The sequence below is a fragment of the Aurantimonas sp. E1-2-R+4 genome, from assembly GCF_036549515.1.
In the GTDB taxonomy this organism is placed as follows: domain Bacteria; phylum Pseudomonadota; class Alphaproteobacteria; order Rhizobiales; family Rhizobiaceae; genus Aurantimonas; species Aurantimonas coralicida_A.
Map to the genome: position 1 here is coordinate 1 of NZ_JAZHLK010000022.1, position 19,712 is coordinate 19,712.

Annotated in this window: 19 protein-coding genes; 8 read left to right on the forward strand and 11 right to left on the reverse strand. The window is 65.3% G+C overall.

The window, feature by feature from the left end; genetic code table 11:
* Positions 1-124 precede the first annotated feature (124 nt).
* From VQ045_RS11550 to ahcY, 4 genes are all read right to left on the reverse strand, one after another.
* Positions 125-868, reverse strand: coding sequence for a nucleotidyltransferase family protein (locus VQ045_RS11550; protein ID WP_331830209.1), 744 nt, complete (start codon positions 866-868; stop codon positions 125-127).
* Positions 865-2,439: a tRNA (adenosine(37)-N6)-threonylcarbamoyltransferase complex ATPase subunit type 1 TsaE gene (gene tsaE, locus VQ045_RS11555; protein WP_331830241.1), complete on the reverse strand. Its 1,575-nt coding sequence runs from the start codon at positions 2,437-2,439 to the stop codon at positions 865-867. Before tsaE ends, VQ045_RS11550 begins: the two co-directional genes overlap by 4 nt.
* A gap of 20 nt (positions 2,440-2,459) precedes the next feature.
* Entirely contained in the window at positions 2,460-5,066 is a 2,607-nt protein-coding gene (locus tag VQ045_RS11560; protein ID WP_331830210.1) for a PAS domain-containing sensor histidine kinase, read from the reverse strand.
* Between the two features lie 218 nt (positions 5,067-5,284).
* Positions 5,285-6,679 (reverse strand): adenosylhomocysteinase, encoded by a 1,395-nt coding sequence (gene ahcY / locus VQ045_RS11565; protein WP_327623599.1) that lies wholly within the window; start codon positions 6,677-6,679, stop codon positions 5,285-5,287.
* A 198-nt stretch (positions 6,680-6,877) separates the two neighbouring features.
* Here ahcY and VQ045_RS11570 point away from each other — a divergent pair, with 198 nt between their 5' ends.
* The gene (locus VQ045_RS11570) at positions 6,878-8,677 is read left to right on the forward strand and encodes a hypothetical protein (protein WP_331830211.1); all 1,800 of its coding nucleotides are present in this window, start codon (positions 6,878-6,880) and stop codon (positions 8,675-8,677) included.
* Positions 8,678-8,694: 17 nt separating this feature from the next.
* On the opposite strand, the gene VQ045_RS11575 is transcribed toward VQ045_RS11570, so the two are convergent.
* From VQ045_RS11575 to VQ045_RS11595, 5 genes are all read right to left on the reverse strand, one after another.
* Positions 8,695-9,078, reverse strand: a complete 384-nt coding sequence (locus VQ045_RS11575) for an HPr family phosphocarrier protein (RefSeq protein ID WP_442879857.1) — start codon at positions 9,076-9,078, stop codon at positions 8,695-8,697.
* Positions 9,078-9,479, reverse strand: a complete 402-nt coding sequence (locus tag VQ045_RS11580; RefSeq protein ID WP_253962784.1) for a PTS sugar transporter subunit IIA — start codon at positions 9,477-9,479, stop codon at positions 9,078-9,080. The genes VQ045_RS11575 and VQ045_RS11580 overlap by 1 nt, the downstream gene beginning before the upstream one ends.
* Before the next feature lie 193 nt (positions 9,480-9,672).
* Positions 9,673-10,128: an HPr kinase/phosphorylase gene (locus VQ045_RS11585; RefSeq protein ID WP_331830212.1), complete on the reverse strand. Its 456-nt coding sequence runs from the start codon at positions 10,126-10,128 to the stop codon at positions 9,673-9,675.
* The gene (locus tag VQ045_RS11590) at positions 10,125-11,945 is read right to left on the reverse strand and encodes a sensor histidine kinase (RefSeq protein ID WP_331830213.1); all 1,821 of its coding nucleotides are present in this window, start codon (positions 11,943-11,945) and stop codon (positions 10,125-10,127) included. The genes VQ045_RS11585 and VQ045_RS11590 overlap by 4 nt, the downstream gene beginning before the upstream one ends.
* 7 nt (positions 11,946-11,952) lie before the next feature.
* Positions 11,953-12,657, reverse strand: a complete 705-nt coding sequence (locus VQ045_RS11595; RefSeq protein ID WP_327623603.1) for a response regulator transcription factor — start codon at positions 12,655-12,657, stop codon at positions 11,953-11,955.
* A 460-nt stretch (positions 12,658-13,117) separates the two neighbouring features.
* On the opposite strand from VQ045_RS11595, the gene VQ045_RS11600 reads away from it, so the two are divergent.
* From VQ045_RS11600 to VQ045_RS11630, 7 genes are all read left to right on the forward strand, one after another.
* Positions 13,118-14,728: a phosphoenolpyruvate carboxykinase gene (locus tag VQ045_RS11600; protein WP_327623604.1), complete on the forward strand. Its 1,611-nt coding sequence runs from the start codon at positions 13,118-13,120 to the stop codon at positions 14,726-14,728.
* 181 nt (positions 14,729-14,909) lie between these two features.
* Entirely contained in the window at positions 14,910-15,344 is a 435-nt protein-coding gene (gene arfB, locus VQ045_RS11605; protein ID WP_327645156.1) for an alternative ribosome rescue aminoacyl-tRNA hydrolase ArfB, read from the forward strand.
* Between the two features lie 130 nt (positions 15,345-15,474).
* The gene (locus VQ045_RS11610) at positions 15,475-15,903 is read left to right on the forward strand and encodes a GFA family protein (RefSeq protein WP_331830214.1); all 429 of its coding nucleotides are present in this window, start codon (positions 15,475-15,477) and stop codon (positions 15,901-15,903) included.
* 231 nt (positions 15,904-16,134) lie between these two features.
* A complete protein-coding gene (locus tag VQ045_RS11615) occupies positions 16,135-16,704 on the forward strand; it encodes a fasciclin domain-containing protein (protein ID WP_331830215.1) in 570 nt (189 codons plus the stop codon).
* 192 nt (positions 16,705-16,896) lie between these two features.
* The gene (gene msrB, locus VQ045_RS11620; RefSeq protein ID WP_327623607.1) at positions 16,897-17,403 is read left to right on the forward strand and encodes a peptide-methionine (R)-S-oxide reductase MsrB; all 507 of its coding nucleotides are present in this window, start codon (positions 16,897-16,899) and stop codon (positions 17,401-17,403) included.
* Between the two features lie 221 nt (positions 17,404-17,624).
* Positions 17,625-18,059, forward strand: coding sequence for an Hsp20 family protein (locus VQ045_RS11625; RefSeq protein ID WP_327645159.1), 435 nt, complete (start codon positions 17,625-17,627; stop codon positions 18,057-18,059).
* Positions 18,060-18,094: 35 nt separating this feature from the next.
* Positions 18,095-18,349 (forward strand): DUF1150 domain-containing protein, encoded by a 255-nt coding sequence (locus VQ045_RS11630; protein WP_327623609.1) that lies wholly within the window; start codon positions 18,095-18,097, stop codon positions 18,347-18,349.
* Positions 18,350-18,428: 79 nt separating this feature from the next.
* Here VQ045_RS11630 and ptsN read toward each other — a convergent pair whose 3' ends face one another.
* Together ptsN and hpf are read right to left on the reverse strand one after the other, a co-directional pair.
* The gene (ptsN, locus tag VQ045_RS11635) at positions 18,429-18,893 is read right to left on the reverse strand and encodes a PTS IIA-like nitrogen regulatory protein PtsN (RefSeq protein WP_327623610.1); all 465 of its coding nucleotides are present in this window, start codon (positions 18,891-18,893) and stop codon (positions 18,429-18,431) included.
* A 59-nt stretch (positions 18,894-18,952) separates the two neighbouring features.
* Positions 18,953-19,525: a ribosome hibernation-promoting factor, HPF/YfiA family gene (gene hpf, locus VQ045_RS11640; protein WP_327645160.1), complete on the reverse strand. Its 573-nt coding sequence runs from the start codon at positions 19,523-19,525 to the stop codon at positions 18,953-18,955.
* Positions 19,526-19,712 lie beyond the last annotated feature (187 nt).

Consider the following 19,712-nt stretch of genomic DNA (forward strand, 5'->3'; position numbering starts at 1 on the left):
GACGATCTCTGGCGTGCAGTCGGCAACATCTGCGACCTGTTCGAGCCCGAAGAATGTTGGAACTACCTCAAGGCCGCTGGCTATGTTGCAGATTAATCGCCTGACGCTCTAAGGGCACACCCCCCTAAGCCGCCGCACTGGCCACGAACGCGGCTTCGGCGAGCGGGATCGCCGCGGGCGTGCCGACGGTGATCCACAGGCCGCCGAGGCGCACGCCGAACAGGCGGTCGGCGTCGATGGCGTTGTCGAAAATGCGGTTGAGCGAGAATTTCTCTTCCCGCATGCCGGCGAACACCTGCGGCTTGAGGATCGCCGCGCCGGCATAGATGAAGGGCGACATGTCGCGCTCCTCGACGCGGGTAAGCCGCCCCTCGGCGTCCATGACGAAATCGCCGGGCCCGTCATAGCCGGTCGCCTGGCGCATGTCGGCGATCAACAGCGAGACGTCCATGCTGGCGGGGTCCCACAAGCTCGCCAGCAAATCGAGATTGTCGCGGTAGCCGTCGATCCAGAAGGTGTCGGAATTGATCACGTAGAACGGCTCGGCGCCGAGCTCGGGCAGGGCCTTGACGATGCCGCCGCCCGAATCCAGCAGCTCGTCGCGCTCGTCGGAGATGACGATCTCCATGTCCTTGCGCTTGCGTAGATGGGCGCGCATCAGGTCGGGCAGGTAATGGACGTTGACGACGACCTTCTTGACGCCGTTGCGGGCCAGCGCGTCGAGGCCGTAATCGATCAGCGCCTTCCCGCGAATTTCCACCAGCGGCTTAGGGATGGTCGAGGTGATCGGGCGCATCCGTTTGCCGAGGCCGGCGGCAAGCACCATCGCGGTGGTCGGCTTGAAGGCGGCGGCGGGTTTTTCGATCATGGGGTCTTATCCGAGAGTCTGATGGGCTGGGGCGCGTCGTCGTCGTCGAGGACGCCCCAGTCCTGGTAAAGGGCGCGGAGCGCGGCCAAAGCGGGATGGCCGAGCGTGCGCCGCAGATAGGCCTTTATCCGCGGTATGTGACGCAGATATTGCGGTTTGGCGTCCCGTTCCAGAAGGCGCACGAAAATGCCGAGGATTTTCGACGCCCGCTGAGCCGCCATGATGGCGTAGGCGCGCTGAAAGCTGTCCGCGTCGAAGCCGCCCTCGGCCTGGCGCAGCGCGACGTAGTGGGCGACCAGCCGGGCTTCGAGTTCCAACGGGATATCGACGCGCGCGTCCTGGGCGAGCGAGGCGACGTCGTAGGCCGAGGGGCCGATGACGGCGTCCTGGAAATCGATCAGCCCGATGCGTTGCCGCCCCGATTCGCCGGGCCGCCAGATGATGTTGGGCGAGTGGAAGTCGCGCAGGGTCAGGCTGGTCTCGGCGGTGGCGAGAGCGTCGAACAGGCCGTTCCAGATATCGGCGAAGGCCGCCCGCTCGTCGTCCGTGGCGGGACGGCCCTTGGCGCGGGGCAGATACCAGTCGACGATCAGCTCGACCTCGATCCGCATCGCGCCGCGATCATAGGCGGGCATAGGGTGGACGATGCCGTCCGCGACCGGCATCTCGCGCGGCCAGGGCGTGGCGTGCAGCTCGGCGAGGCAGGCGACGGCCGCCTCGTAGCGCTCGGCCACCGGCCGGCCGGCATCGTCGAGCAGCGTGTCCGAGCCCAGATGGTCGATCAGCAGCAAGCCGTTGTCGAGATCGGCCTTGCGGATCTCCGGGGCGGCGAAACCGGCCGCGACCAAGCTTTGCGCGACGGCGACGAAGGGGGGGACGTCTTCGGCGAGATGGGCGATGCGGCTGTAGGAGAGGCCGTTCTGGACCGGCGGCCCGTCCGGCTGGCGCTGCGCGTCCATCAGAACGAGCGTCTCGCCATTGCTCTCGACGGTCTCGTAGCGGCGCGTCGAGGCATCGCCGGTGAAGCGGCGGCGGGGCGCCTCGGCAAGGCCGGCTCCGGCGAGGAATTCGCGGATCGCGAGGCTGCGGCGGATGCGGGTGCCGGCGGTCTCGATCGCGCTGATCGTGGCGATGCGTCCGCCGCCCGGCGCCATGGCCAGTTCGACGACGATCGTGGCGGCGGCAAGGGCGCTCGGCGCGTTTTGCGGCCATTCGACGAGGGCGATGCCGTCGCAGGTGCTGTCTTCGAAGCCGAGTTCGTCGAGCTCATTGTCGCCGGCGAGGCGATAGAGATCGAAATGGGCGACCGGCGGCGTCGTCGCGTAGGCCTGCACCAGCGTATAGGTCGGCGAGGGCACGTCGAGGCCGGGGTCGTCGGCCAGCGTGCGGATCGCCGCCCGCGCCAGGGTGGATTTGCCGGCGCCCAGATCGCCCAAGAGGGCGACGACGTCGCCGGGGGTGAGCGCCAGCGCCAGATCGGTGCCGAGACGCCGCGTCGCCGGGTCGTCGGCCAGCGTCAGGCGGGCAATCGCGGCGAGCGGCGGGGATTCGGGAAACGTGTCGTCGATCATCCGCGGGGCATTTAGGGCGGTCACTCGGCCGCGTCCTCGAATCGCGCCTGCTCCGAACCGATCTCACCAGGCGAGGTGGGATCGAGCGGGAAGGTGCAGGTGACCGTGGTGCCGCGATCGGGACCTGAATCGATGTGCGTCGTGCCGTGGTGCAGTTCGACGAAGCTCTTGACGATCGACAGCCCGAGGCCGGCCCCCGATTGCCGTGCCCCGGCCGGGCTGGCCTCGAAGCGCTCGAACATCCGATCGATCCGGTCGGGGGCGATGCCGGGGCCGTGGTCGGTCACGCCGAAGGAGATCGTGCCGGCCTCGCGCCGCGCCGTCAGCGCGACCGCCGAGCCCGACGGCGCGAAGTTCGCCGCATTGGACAGAAGGTTGAACAGGATCTGGGTCAGGCGATGGCCGTCGGCGAAAAATGTCCCGCCGGCCTGGCTGAGATCGACATCGAGCGTGACCTCGGCGTCCGCAAGGCGCTCGCGCACGCCGTCGACCGCATGTTCGACCGTGGCGGCGATGTCGACCTCGGACAATTCGAGTTCCATGATGCCGGCGTCGACCGTGGCCAGGTCCAGAATGTCGTTGACAATCGTCAGCAGCGAAGAGGTCGAGGTCGAGATATAGCCGAGATACTCGTTCTGGCGTTCGTTGAGCGGGCCGGTATCACGCGAGCGCAGCAACGCCGAGAAGCCGATGATGTTGGTCAGCGGCGAGCGCAGCTCGTAGTTCACATGCTGGACGAAATCGTTCTTGATCTGGTTCGCCTGTTCCAGCGCCTCGTTCTTTTCGCGCAGCATCCGCTCGGCCTCGCGGGCGTCGGAAATGTCGGAGAAGGTCAGCATGGTCTGGCCGTTCGGCAGCGGCACGATACCGTAGGCGATGGTGTGACCCGAGGAGAGCGTCAGTTCGCCGGTCTCCGTATCGCGCCCGGCCTCGTCGAAGGCGGTGACCGCCTGGCTGAACAAGGGCCATCCCGCGCCTTGCGCGCTGTCGCCGTCCGCCGGGATCGTCACGGTCGCAAGGTCCGGCAGGGTGTGGATGCGGGGCCGCGACAGGAGATAGTCCGGATCGAAGCCGAACATCTCGGCGAAGGCCGGATTCGATAGCCGCAGCCGCCCGTCGCTGCCGAACACGGCGACTGCCTCGCTCAGATAGTCGATGGTCTCGCGCTGCAGCTGGACGGTCGACTTGACCTGGCTTTCCAGTTCCAGCTTTTCGGTGATGTCCTCGAACACCCAGGTGGCGCCGCCGCGCGGCTGCGGTGTCGCGATGACCCTGAGGGTACGCCCGTCCGACAGATGCCACAGCGTCTCCGTCGGCTCGGTCGCCCGATAGGCGGCGAGATCCTGGTCCTGGATTTCGCTGCGGAACAGCTTTTCCGTCGGCAGAATGCCGCGTGTCCTGAGATTGTCGAGCAGCGAAAGATGGTCGGGCTCGGACTCCAGATAGGCGTTGGTGAGGTCGAACAGCCGTTGCAGCGCCGCGTTGTAGTAGGTCAGGCGGGTTTTTTCGTCGAACCGCGCGACCGCCGTGGTCAATTGATCCAGCGTCTCGGACTGGCTGTCGATGGTCTGGCGCAGCTCCATGCGAACCTGTTCGGTTTCCGACACGTCGATCGCGATTCCGGCCGAGCCGAGCGGACCCGACGCCTCGACGACGGCGAAGTTCCGGCGGTCGGCCTCGACCACCGTCGACAGCTTGCCGGAGAAGATCCGATCCTCACTGAGGCGCGCGGCGATCGTCCGGCGATCCTGCTCGCTGAGAAATTCGATCTGCCGGTCGAGGCTGTCGGCAACCGTCCTCGCATCGACAGCACGCGCATAGGCCTCGTTGATCCAGGTCAGACGGGCGTCCTGATCGCGCAGCCAGATCGGCAGCGGCGCGGCATCGAAGAGGTTCTGCATCGTCTCGATCGTCGCGAGCGAGCGGCGGTGGGCGACATCGAGCTCATGAAGCCGTTCGCGCACGCCTTCCAGAAGGACGAACCGCACCACCGCGAGGCCCCCCAATGTGCTGCCCGTCGCCTCGATCATGCGGCCGCGCTGCAGGTCGATCTCGAGCCGGAAAGTTTCGGCGTCGCTACGCAGCCTGCCGATCGCTCCGGCGAGGCTCTCAGCGTCCTGCCGCGGCATCCAGTCGGTGAAGGCGAGAAAGCGCTTTTCCTCCGCTGGCGCTCCGCAGGTTCCGGGCAGGATGCCGAAGACTTCCGCTTCGCCCGCTCCGGCGTAGACGACGAGCCGTTCCGCGCCTGCCGCCAGAAGCGCGGCTCGCGCGTCGGCCTCGGCGCGGCTCTCGGCCAGGCTCGCGCGCAAGGTTTCGTTCTCGGCGGCGATCGCCGCGCGCTGGCGGATCAGGAAGACCGCGCTCAGCATGGCGGCACCCAGCAGCATGGCGAGAAGCGCGAGATACAACACGTCGACCGGGCTCAGCATAGCGTCGACGCCGCCGGCGATTGTGTACAGTTGGGCGCGGGCGACTACCGGCGTCAGGATGATCCCCAGAGCCAGGCTGGCCGCCGCGGCGATGGCCCCGTCGCTCGGCCCTCTGTCATTCGCTACCAGCCCGATGGGATCGGAATCGCTCCTTGTCCGGAAAGCGCCCGCGCGCCCGGATCCGAAACCCTCGATCATCTTGTCTGCCCCCGTATGTTGCCGCCGCTTTTTCGAGACATGACTCAAGGAAACGCGATCACGCCGGCCAGCCGCCCCCGGACCGCCGCGATTCGGTCATGGTAACTCCTGTAAGATCTTACGCAATCCAGAAGAAAGCGGGTCCGCCAAAAAGAAAAAGCCGCCGGGATAGCTTGCATCCCGACGGCTCTTCTGAATGTGCTGACGACGCGACGGTGTCAGTAACGGTAATGCTCGGGTTTGTAGGGACCCTGAGGCGTCACGCCGATGTAGGCGGCCTGCTCCTCAGAGAGGACGCTCAACCTTGCGCCGAGCTTGTCGAGATGCAGCCGTGCAACTTTCTCGTCCAAATGCTTCGGCAGCACATAGACTTCGTTCTTGTACTGTTCGCTCTTGGTGAAGAGTTCGATCTGCGCCAGCGTCTGGTTGGTGAAGGACGCCGACATGACGAAGCTCGGATGGCCGGTGGCATTGCCGAGATTGAGCAGTCGGCCCTCGGACAGAAGCAGTATCCGCTTGCCGTCCGGGAAGGTGATCATGTCGACCTGTGGCTTGATGTTCGTCCATTTGAGATTGCGCAGCGCGTCGATCTGAATCTCATTGTCGAAATGGCCGATATTGCCGACGATCGCCATGTCCTTCATGGCGCGCATGTCGTCGATGCGCACGACATCCTTGTTGCCGGTCGTGGTGATGATGATGTCGGCCGTCGGCGCCGCGTCTTGCAGCGTCACGACCTCGAAGCCGTCCATCGCCGCCTGCAGGGCGCAGATCGGATCGACCTCGGTCACCTTGACCCGGGCACCGGCGCCGAGGAGCGAAGCGGCCGAGCCCTTGCCGACATCGCCATAGCCGCAGACCAGGGCGACCTTGCCGGCCATCATCACGTCGGTCGCGCGGCGGATGCCGTCGACCAGCGATTCCTTGCAGCCATATTTGTTGTCGAATTTCGACTTGGTGACGCTGTCGTTGACGTTGATCGCCGGAAACGGCAGCAGCCCCTTCTTCTGCAACTGGTAGAGCCGGTTGACGCCGGTGGTGGTCTCCTCGGTGACGCCCTTGATGGCATCGCGCTGGCGGGCGAAGAAGCCCGGCGTCTCGGCCATGCGCTTCTTGATCTGCGCGAAGAGGATCTCCTCTTCCTCGTTGCCGGGATTGGACAGGACGTCCTCGCCGGCCTCGGCGCGCGCGCCGGTCAGGATGTACATCGTGGCGTCGCCGCCGTCGTCGAGGATCATGTTGGTGGGCTGGCCGTCCGGCCACTGGAAGATCTTGTCGGTATAGGTCCAGTAGTCCGTGAGGCTTTCGCCCTTGATCGCATAGACCGGCGTGCCGGTGGCGGCGATCGCCGCCGCGGCCTGGTCCTGGGTGGAGAAGATGTTGCAGGACGCCCAGCGCACCTCGGCTCCGAGCGCCTGAAGCGTTTCGATGAGCACCGCGGTCTGGATCGTCATGTGCAGGGACCCGGTGATCCGCGCGCCCTTGAGCGGCTTGTCGGCGCCGAATTCCTCGCGGCAGGCCATCAGGCCTGGCATTTCGGTTTCGGCAATGTCCATCTCCTTGCGGCCCCAGTCCGCGAGCGAGAGATCCTTGACGACGTAGTCGTTGGCCATGCGGCGTCCATTCGTGCTGGAAAAGAATATCGTGCCGGAGCCTGGCTCCAGCGTTCTCGGCGACGCCATAGCAGGCGGAGACCGTCGCGGCAAGAGGATATAAACATTTGCTTATGTCTTGATGGGGTGCGGCATTTTGACGGCACGGCGTTTCGCGGTAGCTTGGCCCGCTGGGATATCGTCGGGGAGGACGGCCGCATGGGCGTGAAGATTGCGCTGCTGGCTGCGGCCATGGCCGCTATGGGGGTGACGAGCGTCCAGACCGCCGCGGCCCAGACCGTCGCTGCCCAGATCGTTCCGGCGCAGCGGCCGGTGGCAACGGCGGACACCAAATGGCCCGACGGGTTCATCGCCTTCGCGCTTCCCTATTCCCCCCATGTGTTCGACCTCGTCGTCTATGCGGGCCGCAGTGTCGCCGAGATCACCTATGGGACGCGCCGCTACGATCCGGTGACGCGGTCGCTGGTGGTGACCGACCTTGAGATTCGCCGCGATGCGTTCCAGGCGAGCATTGGCCAACTCCGCGTGTCCGGCGACGAGGCCGTGTATGAGAACGTTGCCGTCGACACGCGGGCCCTGCCGCTCGATCCCACGACACGCGCCGTCTTGCGCAAGCTGGACCGGGAGATCGTGACGGGGGATGTCGCGTTGACCGGCCGCGTGGACGCGGCGGCGGCGGATTACGATCTGAGCGCGTCGCTGCGGATCGACGGTGCCGGCACGTTGGAGATCACCGCCGACCTCGAAGGCTTCCATATTCTCGCACCGCTCGAGGGTTTCGACGACGCCGAGGCGGGCGGAAGCCCGAAACTCGCGGGCCAGCTGCGATCGGCCCGGATCGCCTTCGCCGACGCAGGTCTCGCTTCGGTGCTGTACGAGGTCTTCGGCGGGCAGCAGGGCATGACCGCCGAGCAGGCCCGCGGCACGGCCTCGATGATGGCCGGAATTGGTGTGACGGCGCTATTTTCCGACCTGCCCGGGGGGCAGAGCCCGCGCCTTCAGGAGATGGCCCGCAGCTGGTCGGCGACGATCCAGTCGTTTTTGACCCAGCCGGATCGGCTCGAGGTGTCGCTTGATCCGGCATCGCCCCTCGACCTCGCCCGCCTGACGCAAGGGGCAATGGGCGCTGAGGATATTCTGGCTCTCAACCCGATGGTTGTGGCAGGAACGTCGCAGCTCATCGCGCTCGTCGATCCGACGACGATCACGCTCGCCCCCGACGGACCGATCGAAGCGGTCCTGCCGGCGGCCGAGGCGTTGATCGAAGGCCGGGGCGTTCCGCAGGATATCGCCCGTGGCGTGACGCTCCTCCTGCCCGCGGCCGGTTCGGACAACCGGGCCGCGATCGGCCTTCTTGCCCGTGCACTGGCGCTCGATCCCGGCGTCGCGATCGCCCAGGAGCAATTGCGCGGCGCTTATGTCGCGATGCTCCTGGCCAAGGCGGACCGGCTGTCCGTCCAAAACGCCAGTCTCGACGCGCTCCGCCGCCGGCTGAGCCCGGACGAGCTGGCCGTAGCCGAGGACGAGGCCTTGCAGCGCTGGCGGCGGACCAAGATCGGCGAATCGCAGCGCCAGATCGAGGTCGGCGCGTTCGAGGCGCATGATTGGTCGACGATCCGTCGCCTGGCGTTTGCTTATTACGAAGGCGCGACGATGCCGCGTAACCTGATGCGTGCCTATGGCTGGGCGTCGATCGCCGCCGCCGGGGGCGACCGGATCGCCGCCGGCCTGCGCGACAATTTGACGGCGGCGGTGAGCGAGGGCCGGATCGTGTTGCCGATGGAGCGGGCGCGCAAGGCGACCGACGATCTGTGGGGGTTGATCATCTCCGATTCGTCCGCTGATGGTGCCCCCGATGCCGACGCGGAGCAGCCCGATGTGAAGGCGTCGGATTCCGCGTCGCCGGGATCGCCTTCCGTTTCTCCGGACGGGACGGCTGAAGGAGCGCCCGACGCGGACGACGGCAATGCAGCCGACCGTCCCGGCTCGGCTGATTAAGCGATGCGGTCCGCCGTTCAGGCGGACTCGCCGAAGCGATCGGCGACAAGCGCTTCGATCGCATCGAGCGCGGCTTCGGCGTCCGCTCCCCGCGCGGCCACCTCGATCACCGTTCCCTGGCTGGCCGCCAGCATCATCAGGCCCATGATCGACTGACCGCCCACGGTCAGGCCATCGCGCGAGATCGTCAACTCGGCGTCGAAGGCCTCGGCGGTCTGGACGAAGCGGGCGGAGGCGCGGGCGTGCAGACCACGCCGGTTGACGATTGTCAGGCTGCGCGGCGGCGGCGGCCCATCGGCGCCCTTGCCGCGGGGGGGCGCGACCGCGACAGACGGGACTTCCGACCCGGTCACCGTCTTTGGTTTTTCATGAGGGTCAGAATTGTCGAGGCGTCGCGTCATCATTTTCCGCTGAGGACGCGGCTGGCGACATTGATGTATTTGCGGCCGGCTTCCTGTGCGGCGACGAGCGCCTCGGCAAGCGGTTTTTCCTCCCGCACGCTCGCCAGCTTGATCAGCATCGGCAGGTTCACCCCCGCCAGCACGTCGACATGGGTGCCATCCATCACCGAAATGGCGAGATTGGAAGGCGTTCCGCCGAACATGTCGGTGAGGATGATCACCCCGTCACCCCGTTCGGCGCGGGCGACGGCCTCGACAATGTCGACGCGGCGCTGCTCCATGTCGTCCTCGGGGCCGATCGAGATCGTCTCGAAGGCGTCCTGCGGACCGACCACATGTTCCACCGCGTGCCGAAATTCGTCGGCGAGCCGGCCGTGAGTCACGAGTACCAACCCGATCATGCGCACAACGCTTGGATTGCCTGGCCCGACATTTGATGAACTCCCTAAAATCGGCGACCGGTCTCACCGGTCGCCGTGACCTGGCGACGGCAGGCGCATCAGCCTCCGGTCAGTAGCGGGCGCATCTTGTCATCCTGCCGCCGATGCGCAAGTCAAATGATAGCGCATACCCGCAGGAATCGATCGATGAACGTCATCGACCGTCGACCAAGGGCGACATGACAAGGGAGACGAGGATGTCGGCGCCGAAGGCAGCAGCGCGCGCGGGCAGGCGGGCATGGCGCACGCTGACATCGAGAATCGTGATCGTGCCGTTCTCCGGCAGGCGCTCGATCGCCGTCGGATCGCACAAATCGACGACGAGGCCGAGGTTGGCGGAAGCCACAGTTTCCTCGCGCAGGATGCCGATTCCCGAAACCTCGATCAGCCCGCGCAGATTGGCCGGAGCGCTCAGGACAATGCCGGCGTCGCTTCGCGTTACGACGACCCGGTCATCGGCCACGAGGCGGGCGGGAAGGCCGAGCGAAGCGCCGCGCCGCAAGGCGGACAGGCAGAGCGCCGACTTGCCGCTGCGCGCCGGGCCGCGAACCAGGACACCCAGACCGCCGATCGCGATCGCGCAGCCGTGCAGATTGGCGGACTGGCTCATTCGGCCGGCAACGAGACGGTGAAGCGGGCGCCGGCGACACCATTCGGCGCGTCCCCGTCCTCGATGTTTTCCGCCCGCAGCGTGCCGCCATGGGCCTCGACGATCTGCCGGCTGATCGACAGGCCGAGGCCGGAGTTCTGTCCGAAATCTTCCTCGGCCGGACGGTCGGTGTAGAAGCGCTCGAAAATGCGGTCGATGATCTCGGCCTGGATGCCCGGTCCGTTGTCCTCGATCGTGACGACGACGCGCTGGCCGCGCCTACGCAAGAGGACATCGATCCGGCCGTTGGTCTCCGGGACGAAGGATCGGGCGTTCTCGATCAGGTTGGTGAACACTTGGCCGAGCCGCAGATCATGCCCGGTAACGACATGGCCACGCTTCATCGAAGCGGGCAATCGTTGCTTCTCGAAGGTGATCTTCACATCACGGCGCGCCCGCGAATTGCCGCGGGCGCCATCGACTACAGAGCGTAAAAGCGCGGCCAGATCGACCTTCTGGGCGATCTGTCGGGCAAGTTCGGCGTCAAGGCGCGAGGCGTCGGCGATGTCGGTGATCAGCCGGTCGAGCCGCCGGACGTCGTGCTGGATGATCTCGAGCAGGCGCTTCTTGGAGGTTTCGGTGCGGGCCAGCGGCAGCGTCTCCACCGCGCTGCGCAGCGAGGTCAGCGGATTTTTCAGTTCGTGGGAAACGTCGGCGGCGAAGGATTCGATCGCGTCCATACGCGCATAGAGCGCATTGGTCATGTCGCGAAGGGCGGTCGCGAGATTGCCGACCTCGTCGGCGCGATCGCCGAAATCGGGAATCGCCGCCCGCTCGTCGACGCCGCGCCGAACCCGGATCGCCGCCGCCGAGAGGCGCCGCAGCGGCGTCGCGATGGTCGAGGCGAGCAGGATCGACAGGACGATGGTCACGATCGCGGCGACGGCGAAAACCCGGACGATCGCCATGCGCTCCGCCTGGACGATCTTGTCGATGTCGCCGCCCTGGGTCGACAGGAGCAGCACCCCGAGCACGGCACGGAAGCGCTGGATCGGCACCGCCACCGAGACGATGAGTTCCGCGCTCTCAGTGGCCCGTACGACCGTGGCCGGGCCACCGGTCAGTGCGTTCATCACCTCCGGATAGGCGGCGCCCGATCCGCCCGGCGTCTCGCGATAGATCGGCAGGTCGCTGCGCTGGAACAGATGACGGAACCAGTTGACCGCCGCGTCGACGAAGGCCGGCTCCTCTTCGGCCACGGGCGGCAGATTGTAGCGCAGGATCTGGCCGCGCGAATAAAGATGCCGCGAATCGAGGATCAGATTGGCGTCGCGGTCATAGAGCCGCGCCCGCGTGCGGGTCGGCGAGATCAGCCGGCGCAGCAATGGCGCGACGCGCTCCGGATTGATCGGAAACTCCAGGCTGTCGGTGATGTCGGCGCTTGGGGCCAGCGTGTCACCGGCCTGCAGTTCTAGGAGGCGCTCTGGATCAAGGGTGATCGAATTGGTCTCGACCGTCGCCGAGGAGGCTATTGCGCTGGCGATGATTTCGCCTTGGGTCAGAAGGCTTTCGACGCGCGCGTCGATGAGGCCGGCCCGGAACTGGTTGAGATAGAGGATGCCCGAGACGAGGACGATCAGCGCCACGAGGTTGAGGAAGACGATGCGCCGCGTCAGCGAGGAAAAGATCGTATGGCCGAGCAGTCGCCGCGCCTGATAGAGGACGCGTCGGATCAGCGGCAGCCGCCGCAGCCGTTTGCGCAGGATTGCCTCGCGGCGCTGCCCCTTCGGCCCGACACCGCTGCCGTCGTCCTCGTTGGGCTCGGCTATCGAGACCATGCGCGCCTCAAGCTTCGCGGAAACGATAGCCGACGCCGTAGAGGGTCTCGATCATGTCGAAATCGTCGTCGATCACCTTGAACTTCTTGCGAAGCCGCTTGATGTGACTGTCGATCGTGCGGTCGTCCACATAGACCTGCTCGTCATAGGCCGCGTCCATCAGGGCATCACGGCTCTTCACTACGCCCGGCCGCTGGGCGAGCGAATGGAGGATCAGGAACTCGGTCACCGTCAGGGTGACCGGCTGGCCCATCCAGGTGCAGGTGTGCCGTTCCTGGTCCATGACCAGCTGGCCGCGCTCGAGCGAGGATTCGGGCGTCGGCACGCCGGTCTTGGCGACGCCCTCACGCGCAGCCCCACGCCGCAGCAGCGCCCGCACCCGCTCGACCAGAAGCCGCTGCGAAAACGGTTTGCGGATGTAGTCGTCGGCGCCCATTTTCAAGCCGAAGAGCTCATCGATCTCCTCGTCCTTCGACGTCAGGAAGATCACTGGCAGATCGGACTTCTGCCGCAGGCGCCTGAGCAGTTCCATGCCGTCCATGCGCGGCATCTTGATATCGAAGATCGCAAGATTGGGTGGGCGCGACTGCAGACCTTCGAGGGCGGACGCCCCGTCGGTGTAGGTCTCGACCCGGTAGCCCTCATTCTCAAGGGCGATGGAAACCGACGCGAGAATATTCCTGTCGTCGTCGACCAGGGCGATCGTAGGCATTGCGGTACTCTCCATTTTCCACCCTCCACGCGACATCGCTGTCGTTTGAAGCGCCCAGCTGTCTCGCCGGTTGCCGACGGTCTTTTGTCCGGCGGCAGGCCTGTCCCTTCTGGGAGAAGGCCGGTCGATCCGGACCTCCCCGCTGTTGGCGCGATAGTATCGCCCATCTGCGGTAAATGTGGCGGAATGACAAAATTACAAAGCCGCGGGCGCTAAAGTCGAAAGGCCGCGCCCGCGTTGCGGAGCATCGTGCGAAAAAAATCGCCGACATATCAAACGATTTGTAGAGCGGATCGAACCGATTAGAATGATCCATCGCCAGTCTAAATCGATTAACATCCTGTTTCGATTAAGCATTCCCAGATGAATCGGGTTGATCGGCAGGCCCTCGGGCAGTATCAAGCAGGTCTATTGCGAGACCGCTTGCTGAGGAGCGGCCGCACGGCATGGGAGATGACGGGTGGACGAGATCGGCACGCGCAACGCCAATAGCGGGATCGAGACGACGGGATTGTCGGATCTGTCCTCGGTACGGTGGAACCTCAAGGAAGCGGAACTGGTGGAGACCGCCGTCAGGCGGGGCGAGGGACAGTTGACGGCGCACGGTGCTTTTGCCGCCGTCACCGGCAAGCACACGGGTCGATCGCCGAAGGATAAATTCCTCGTCCGCGACGACACCACCGATCCCGTGGTCTGGTGGGACAACAACGCGGCGATGGAGCCCGAGGTTTTCGAGCGGCTCTACGACGATTTCAAGGCCGCCGCGAAAGGCCGTGATCTGTTCGTGCAGGATCTGATCGGCGGCGCCGATCCGGCCAATGCGATCCGCGTGCGCGTCGTCACCGAATACGCCTGGCACTCCTTGTTCATCCGCACGCTTTTGATCCGTCCGACCGAGGATCAACTGAAGGACTTCGTGCCGGAGATGACGATCATCGACCTGCCGTCGTTCAAGGCCGATCCGGAGCGTCACGGCTGCCGCTCCGAGACGGTGATCGCCGTCGACATGACGCGCAAGATCGTCCTGGTCGGCGGCAGTTCCTATGCCGGCGAGATGAAGAAGTCGGTGTTCTCGGCACTCAATTTCCTCCTGCCGGAGCGCGGCGTCATGCCGATGCATTGTTCGGCCAATGTCGGTCCGGACGGCGACGCGGCGGTCTTCTTCGGCCTGTCCGGCACCGGCAAGACGACCCTGTCGGCCGACCCGCACCGCACCCTGCTCGGCGACGACGAGCACGGGTGGGGCGAGGATGGCATCTTCAATTTCGAGGGTGGCTGCTACGCCAAGACGATCCGCCTGTCGGCCGAGGCCGAACCCGAAATCTTCGCGACCACCCGCCGCTTCGGCACGGTGCTGGAGAACGTCGTGCTCGATGCCGACCGGGTGCCCGACTTCGACGACGGTTCGCTCACCGAGAACGCCCGCGCCGCCTATCCGCTGCACTTCATTCCCAATGCGAGCGAGACCGGCCGCGACGGCCATCCGAAGAACATCATCATGCTGACCGCCGACGCGTTCGGCGTGATGCCGCCGATCGCCCGGCTGACCCCGGCCGAGGCCATGTACCACTTCCTGTCCGGCTACACCGCGAAGGTCGCCGGAACGGAAAAGGGCGTGACCGAGCCCGAGGCGACCTTCTCGACCTGCTTCGGCGCACCGTTCATGCCGCGTCACCCCTCGGAATACGGCAATCTCCTGCGCGATCTGATCGGTCGCCACGACGTCGATTGCTGGCTGGTCAACACCGGCTGGACCGGCGGCGCCTACGGCACCGGCCATCGCATGCCGATCAAGGCGACTCGCAAGCTTCTCGCCGCCGCGCTCGACGGCTCGCTGAAGGACGCCGAGTTCCGCACCGATCCGAATTTCGGCTTCCAGGTGCCGGTCGCGGTGGAGGGCGTCGACAGCGCCATCCTGGACCCGCGCTCGACCTGGGCCGATACGGCGGCCTACGACGCCCAGGCGAGAAAGCTGGTCGAAATGTTCCGCAACAACTTCGCGAAATTCGAGAGCCACGTCGATGCCGACGTGCTCGAGGCCGCGCCGGCCCAGGCGATGGCGGCCGAATAGCCCCGCCACGCAAAGACCGTTCGTTCGAGCAAAGGCTCGCGGCCCCGGCTGCGGGCCTTTTCGTTTGCCGATAGGCGCGGCGTGAGGCGGGCGCGTTGCGATCACCGAAGACCCTCTATAGTGCGATCAGGCCGAACCGGGATCGCAAGGGAAGCCGGGCGGCAAGCGAAGGGCGAGGCAAATGGCGGGGGAGAACGATCTCAAGATCAACGATCGGGTGACGATTCCCGACGCCGATCTCGAGGAGCAATTCATCCGCGCCGGCGGCCCGGGCGGCCAGAACGTCAACAAGGTCTCGACGGCGGTGCAGCTCCGGTTCCTCGGGAGTCAGTCCACTGCGCTGCATCCCGATGCGCATCGCCGGCTGCTGCGGCTGGCCGGTCAGCGGGCGACCAAGGATGGGAATGTCCTCATCGAGGCCTCGCGCTTTCGCAGTCAGGAGCGCAACCGCGAGGACGCCAGGGAGCGGCTGGCCGAGCTCGTCCGTGAGGCGCTGAAGCCGCCGCCGCCGCCGCGCCGCAAGACCAGGCCGACCAAAGGCTCGATCGAGCGCCGGCTGAAAGCCAAGAAGGGCCGTTCCCAGACCAAGCGGATGCGCGGGAGCGTGGATGATTGAGGTCGGGTGCCGGTCATCCGGTTGAATGGTACGGCGCGCAAACGTCCGCCGCCTTTTCAAGTTGCGGGAAAGGAGTAAGCTGGCGACCTTCTAGAACGAGCGCGGCGTCCATACCACAAAGGGGATCGATATGCCCGAACGACACAAAGGGATATGTTTCTGTGGCGCCGTGGAAATGGAAGTGAAAGGCGAGCCGGAGGCCATGGGTTACTGCCATTGCGGGTCCTGCCGGTCATGGTCTGCTGGACCGGTTAACGCATTCACCTTGTGGAAGCCGGAAAATGTGAGCGTCACGAAGGGGGCAGAGTTTATCGGCCGGTTTCAGAAGACGGAGAAAAGCGACCGTCAATTCTGCACGAAATGCGGCGGCCATATCATGACCGACCATCCGACCTTTGGCTTGACCGATGTCTATGCCGCGACGATCCCGAGCGTCGCTTTTGTCCCCGGCGTCCACGTGAACTATTCCGAGACGGTCCTGCCAATGAAGGACGGCTTGCCCAAGTTGAAGGACTTCCCAGCCGAACTGGGTGGCACGGGCGTGGCTGTCCCCGAATAGGATTGGGCCAGAAAAAGCCCGATAGGATACCGGCTGATATGTCCGCCGGGGCGCGCGGGCGCGTGCGGCGAGCTTCACCAAGCGCGGGCCCGTGTCGGATGCCCAGCCTCCTTCCCTCCTGACGATTACGTGATCGCGAAAAGTGAAGCCGGTTGCGGCCGGCTTCGTATCTCCCGCATCCTCCCAAGTCGGGACGGAACGTTTCACCAACGAAACAGGGAGACTTCCAACATGATCAAGACTCTGATCCGCACCACCGCCATCGCCTCGCTCATCGCCGTCGGCACCGTGGGCGTCACCTCGGCCAGCTTCGCCCAGGACATGCCGATGGTCGGCGGCGCGCCGATGGACCCGGCCAAGACCATCCCGGAAAATGCCTCGGCCGCCGACAATCTCACGACGCTGGTCGCGGCGGTAAAGGCCGCCGGTCTCGTCGAGACGCTCGCCGGCGAGGGACCGTTCACGGTCTTCGCGCCGACCAACGAAGCCTTCGAGAAGCTTCCCGACGGCACGGTCGAGACGCTGCTGAAGCCGGAAAACAAGGATCAGCTCACCAAGATCCTGACCTATCATGTGGTCCCGGCGGCGGCGACGTCCCAGGCGGCCATGCAGATGATCAAGGACGATGGCGGCAAGCATAACGTCACCACCGTTTCGGGCGGCACGCTGACGCTGCAGATGGACGGCGACAAGCTGGTCGTCATCGACGAATCCGGCAATGCCGCGACGGTCACCCAGGCCGACGTCATGCAGGCAAACGGCGTCGTGCATGTGATCGATAGCGTGCTGATGCCGAAATAAGGCTCGGTCCCGATCACGGCGGGCTGATGTCGCTCCTGCCGATGTGATCGCCCCCGCGCCCTTCGTGAATGGCGCGGGGGCCTCAGTGCCCCTATTGTCGCGACGATCAGCTGCCGCGTCGCGACGTGGCAACTACCCGTGCGGCCGGGGAGGTGACGGCGAATGCCGCCTCGTCGAACCAGGGAGACCATCATGATGAGACGCAATTTTCTGCTGAGCACCGCGGCGATGGCCGCGACGGCCATCGGCGGCGGTCTGTTTTTCGGCTCGCGCGCGAAAAGCCGCGAAGCGGCGTTTCCGGTGTCGCTGACCCCGGACGAGTGGCGCGCCAAGCTGACGCCGGAACAGTTTGCCGTTCTACGTGAGGAATCGACCGAGCGCCCCTTCACCAGCCCGCTCAACGACAACAAGCAGGCGGGCGTCTATGCCTGCGCCGGATGCGATACGCCGGCATATTCCTCGGCGAACAAGTATGATTCCAAGACCGGTTGGCCGAGCTTTTGGGCGCCGCTGTCGGCGTCGGCGATCGGCACCAGGACGGACTACGCGCTGATCTATCCGCGAACCGAAGTCCACTGCGCCACCTGCGGCGGGCATTTCGGCCATATCTTCGACGATGGTCCGGCGCCGACTGGCAAGCGGCATTGCCTGAACGGCGTGGCGCTAGCCTTCAAGCCGGGCGCGACCACCGCCTCCTGACCCGACGGGCAGGTTCGACTGGACAAGCCAACGGCGGCCCGGCTCGGGTCGCCGTTTTCCGTTTGGCAAGGAAACGGTGCCAGTATCGTGACATCCACGGCACCAGCGCGATGGATTGAATGGCCGGACAGGCGACGCCATATGGAGAAGTGAAAGCCGGAGAAGGTGCCGCTAAAGGGCCATCTCCCAGAAAGTCGCTTCTTGAAGGACTTGGCAGACCGATGAGCCGTATGACGCCGTTTTCCAGCCCGCTTCTGCTTGGCTTCGACAGTGTCGAAAAGACCCTTGAGCGGATTGTTAAGGCTGGCGACGGCTACCCGCCCTATAATATCGAACGTATCCGGCCTGGCAAGGACGGTAAGATATGCGACGACCTGATCCGCATTACCCTTGCGGTCGCCGGTTTCAGGCCGGAGGAGTTGGAGGTCACGACCGAAGAGAACCAGCTTTTGATCCGCGGTCGCCAGAGCGACGAGACCGAGCGCGAATATCTGCATCGCGGCATCGCCGCGCGGCAGTTCCAGAAGTGCTTCCTGCTCGCGGACGGTATGCGGATCATCGGAGCGCGGTTGAAGAACGGGCTTTTGTTCATCGATCTGGCAAAGCCGGAGCCTGAGCGAATCGTTAAGAAGATCGAGATCGCGGTCGCCGACTGACCGAGTATCGCGTAGCCTTTAAAGGAGACGGTGCCATGACCGAACACCAGATTTCGACTGTCAGCGAGACCGATCTTGCCGCCATCGGCGAGGGCCATGTCGCGTATCTGCGCCAGATGACGTCGGACGAGATGCGGGCGAGATTCCCCGCCGCGCAATCGATCCGCCCCGGTCTCAATCTCTGGGCCTTGTTCTCGGCCGACGGCACGCCGCTGGCGGTGTCCGACGACCGCGGCAGCATCCTGGCGAGCGCCAACGAAAACGAGTTGGAGACGGTCAGCCTCCACTGACGGCGACCGACCACGACGACAGACCAAGGCGACCATGCCGGACCGGCGTGGTCGCCTTTTTCGTGGGAGATGGAGAAAATCAGGCGGCGTTCTGTGCCGAGGCGCTGGTCATCAGCGCGTAGAGCGAACCGGCATCGCGAGCGTCGCGGATATTGGCGACGGTATCCCGGTTGCGCAATAGCCGCGCGACCTTGGACAGCGCCTTGAGATGGTCGGCACCCGACCCCTCCGGCGCGAGCAGCAGGAAGACGAGGTCGACCGGCTGGTCGTCGAGCGCGTCGAAATCCACCGGACGCGTCAACCGCGCGAAAACACCGACGATGTGATCGAGCGCCTGAAGCTTGCCATGCGGGATGGCGATGCCGTTGCCGACGCCAGTCGAGCCGAGCTTTTCGCGCTGCAGGATGGTCTCGAACACCTCGCGCTCGGGCAGCCCCGTCAGCGACGCTGCTTTCTCGGCGAGTTCCTGAAGTACCTGTTTCTTCGATGTGGCCCGCAAGGCGGGCAGAATCGCCGCGGGTTCGATGAGCGTCTCGAAATCCATCGCTGAGGTGCCTCTTGCTGCGGAGCGCGTCAACCTGAGCCTTGAACCTTGCGCGGCGCTCAAGCGTCGCCAGCGTAGGTCGATGGATCCACCCAGCCGTAATTGCCGTCGGGCCGCCGGAAGACGATGTTGAGATCCCCGGATTTGGCATTGCGGAAGACAACGACCGGACCGTCCTGCCGGTCGAGTTCCATCACCGCGCCGGCGACCGAGTGAGTTCCGACCTTCAGCGTGGTTTCGGCGATGATCGCCGGCGAGAAGTCCTCGGGAATTTCTTCCTCTTCATCCGGGATCGCCGCCATGACGGAGTAGGCCATGTCGCGGCCGTTGACGTGTGGGCGGTGATCCTTGAGCCGACGCTTGTAGCGCCTGAGACGCTTCTCGATGCGCTCGGCGGCGTCGGCAAAGCTGGACTCTGGATCGTGCGCCTCACCGGCGGCCTGGAAAACCACGCCGGTGTCGAGGTGCAAGGTGCAATCGGACGAGTAGCGGGCGGCGTTTTTCGAGATCACGACGGTGCCGGAGAAATTGCCGTCAAAATATTTGTCGACGGCTTCGCTCAGCCGTTCCTCGATCCGCGTCCGGAACGCCTCGCCGACGTCCATGTGCTTTCCCGATACACGAAGGCTCATGCTTGAAAGCTCCTGTGAGATGACCGTTTCGGCCTCTGGTGCCGGTCAAGTGAAACGCGCCGGGCGGGCGTTGGATGCCGTTTGGTCCGCAATTTTCACGCGGCGACGGTGCCGGATCGCGCGGATCCGACCGAATTCACGAAGTGGCGCCTTCTAGGGATGAACGCCAAGACTGTCAACGCGGGGA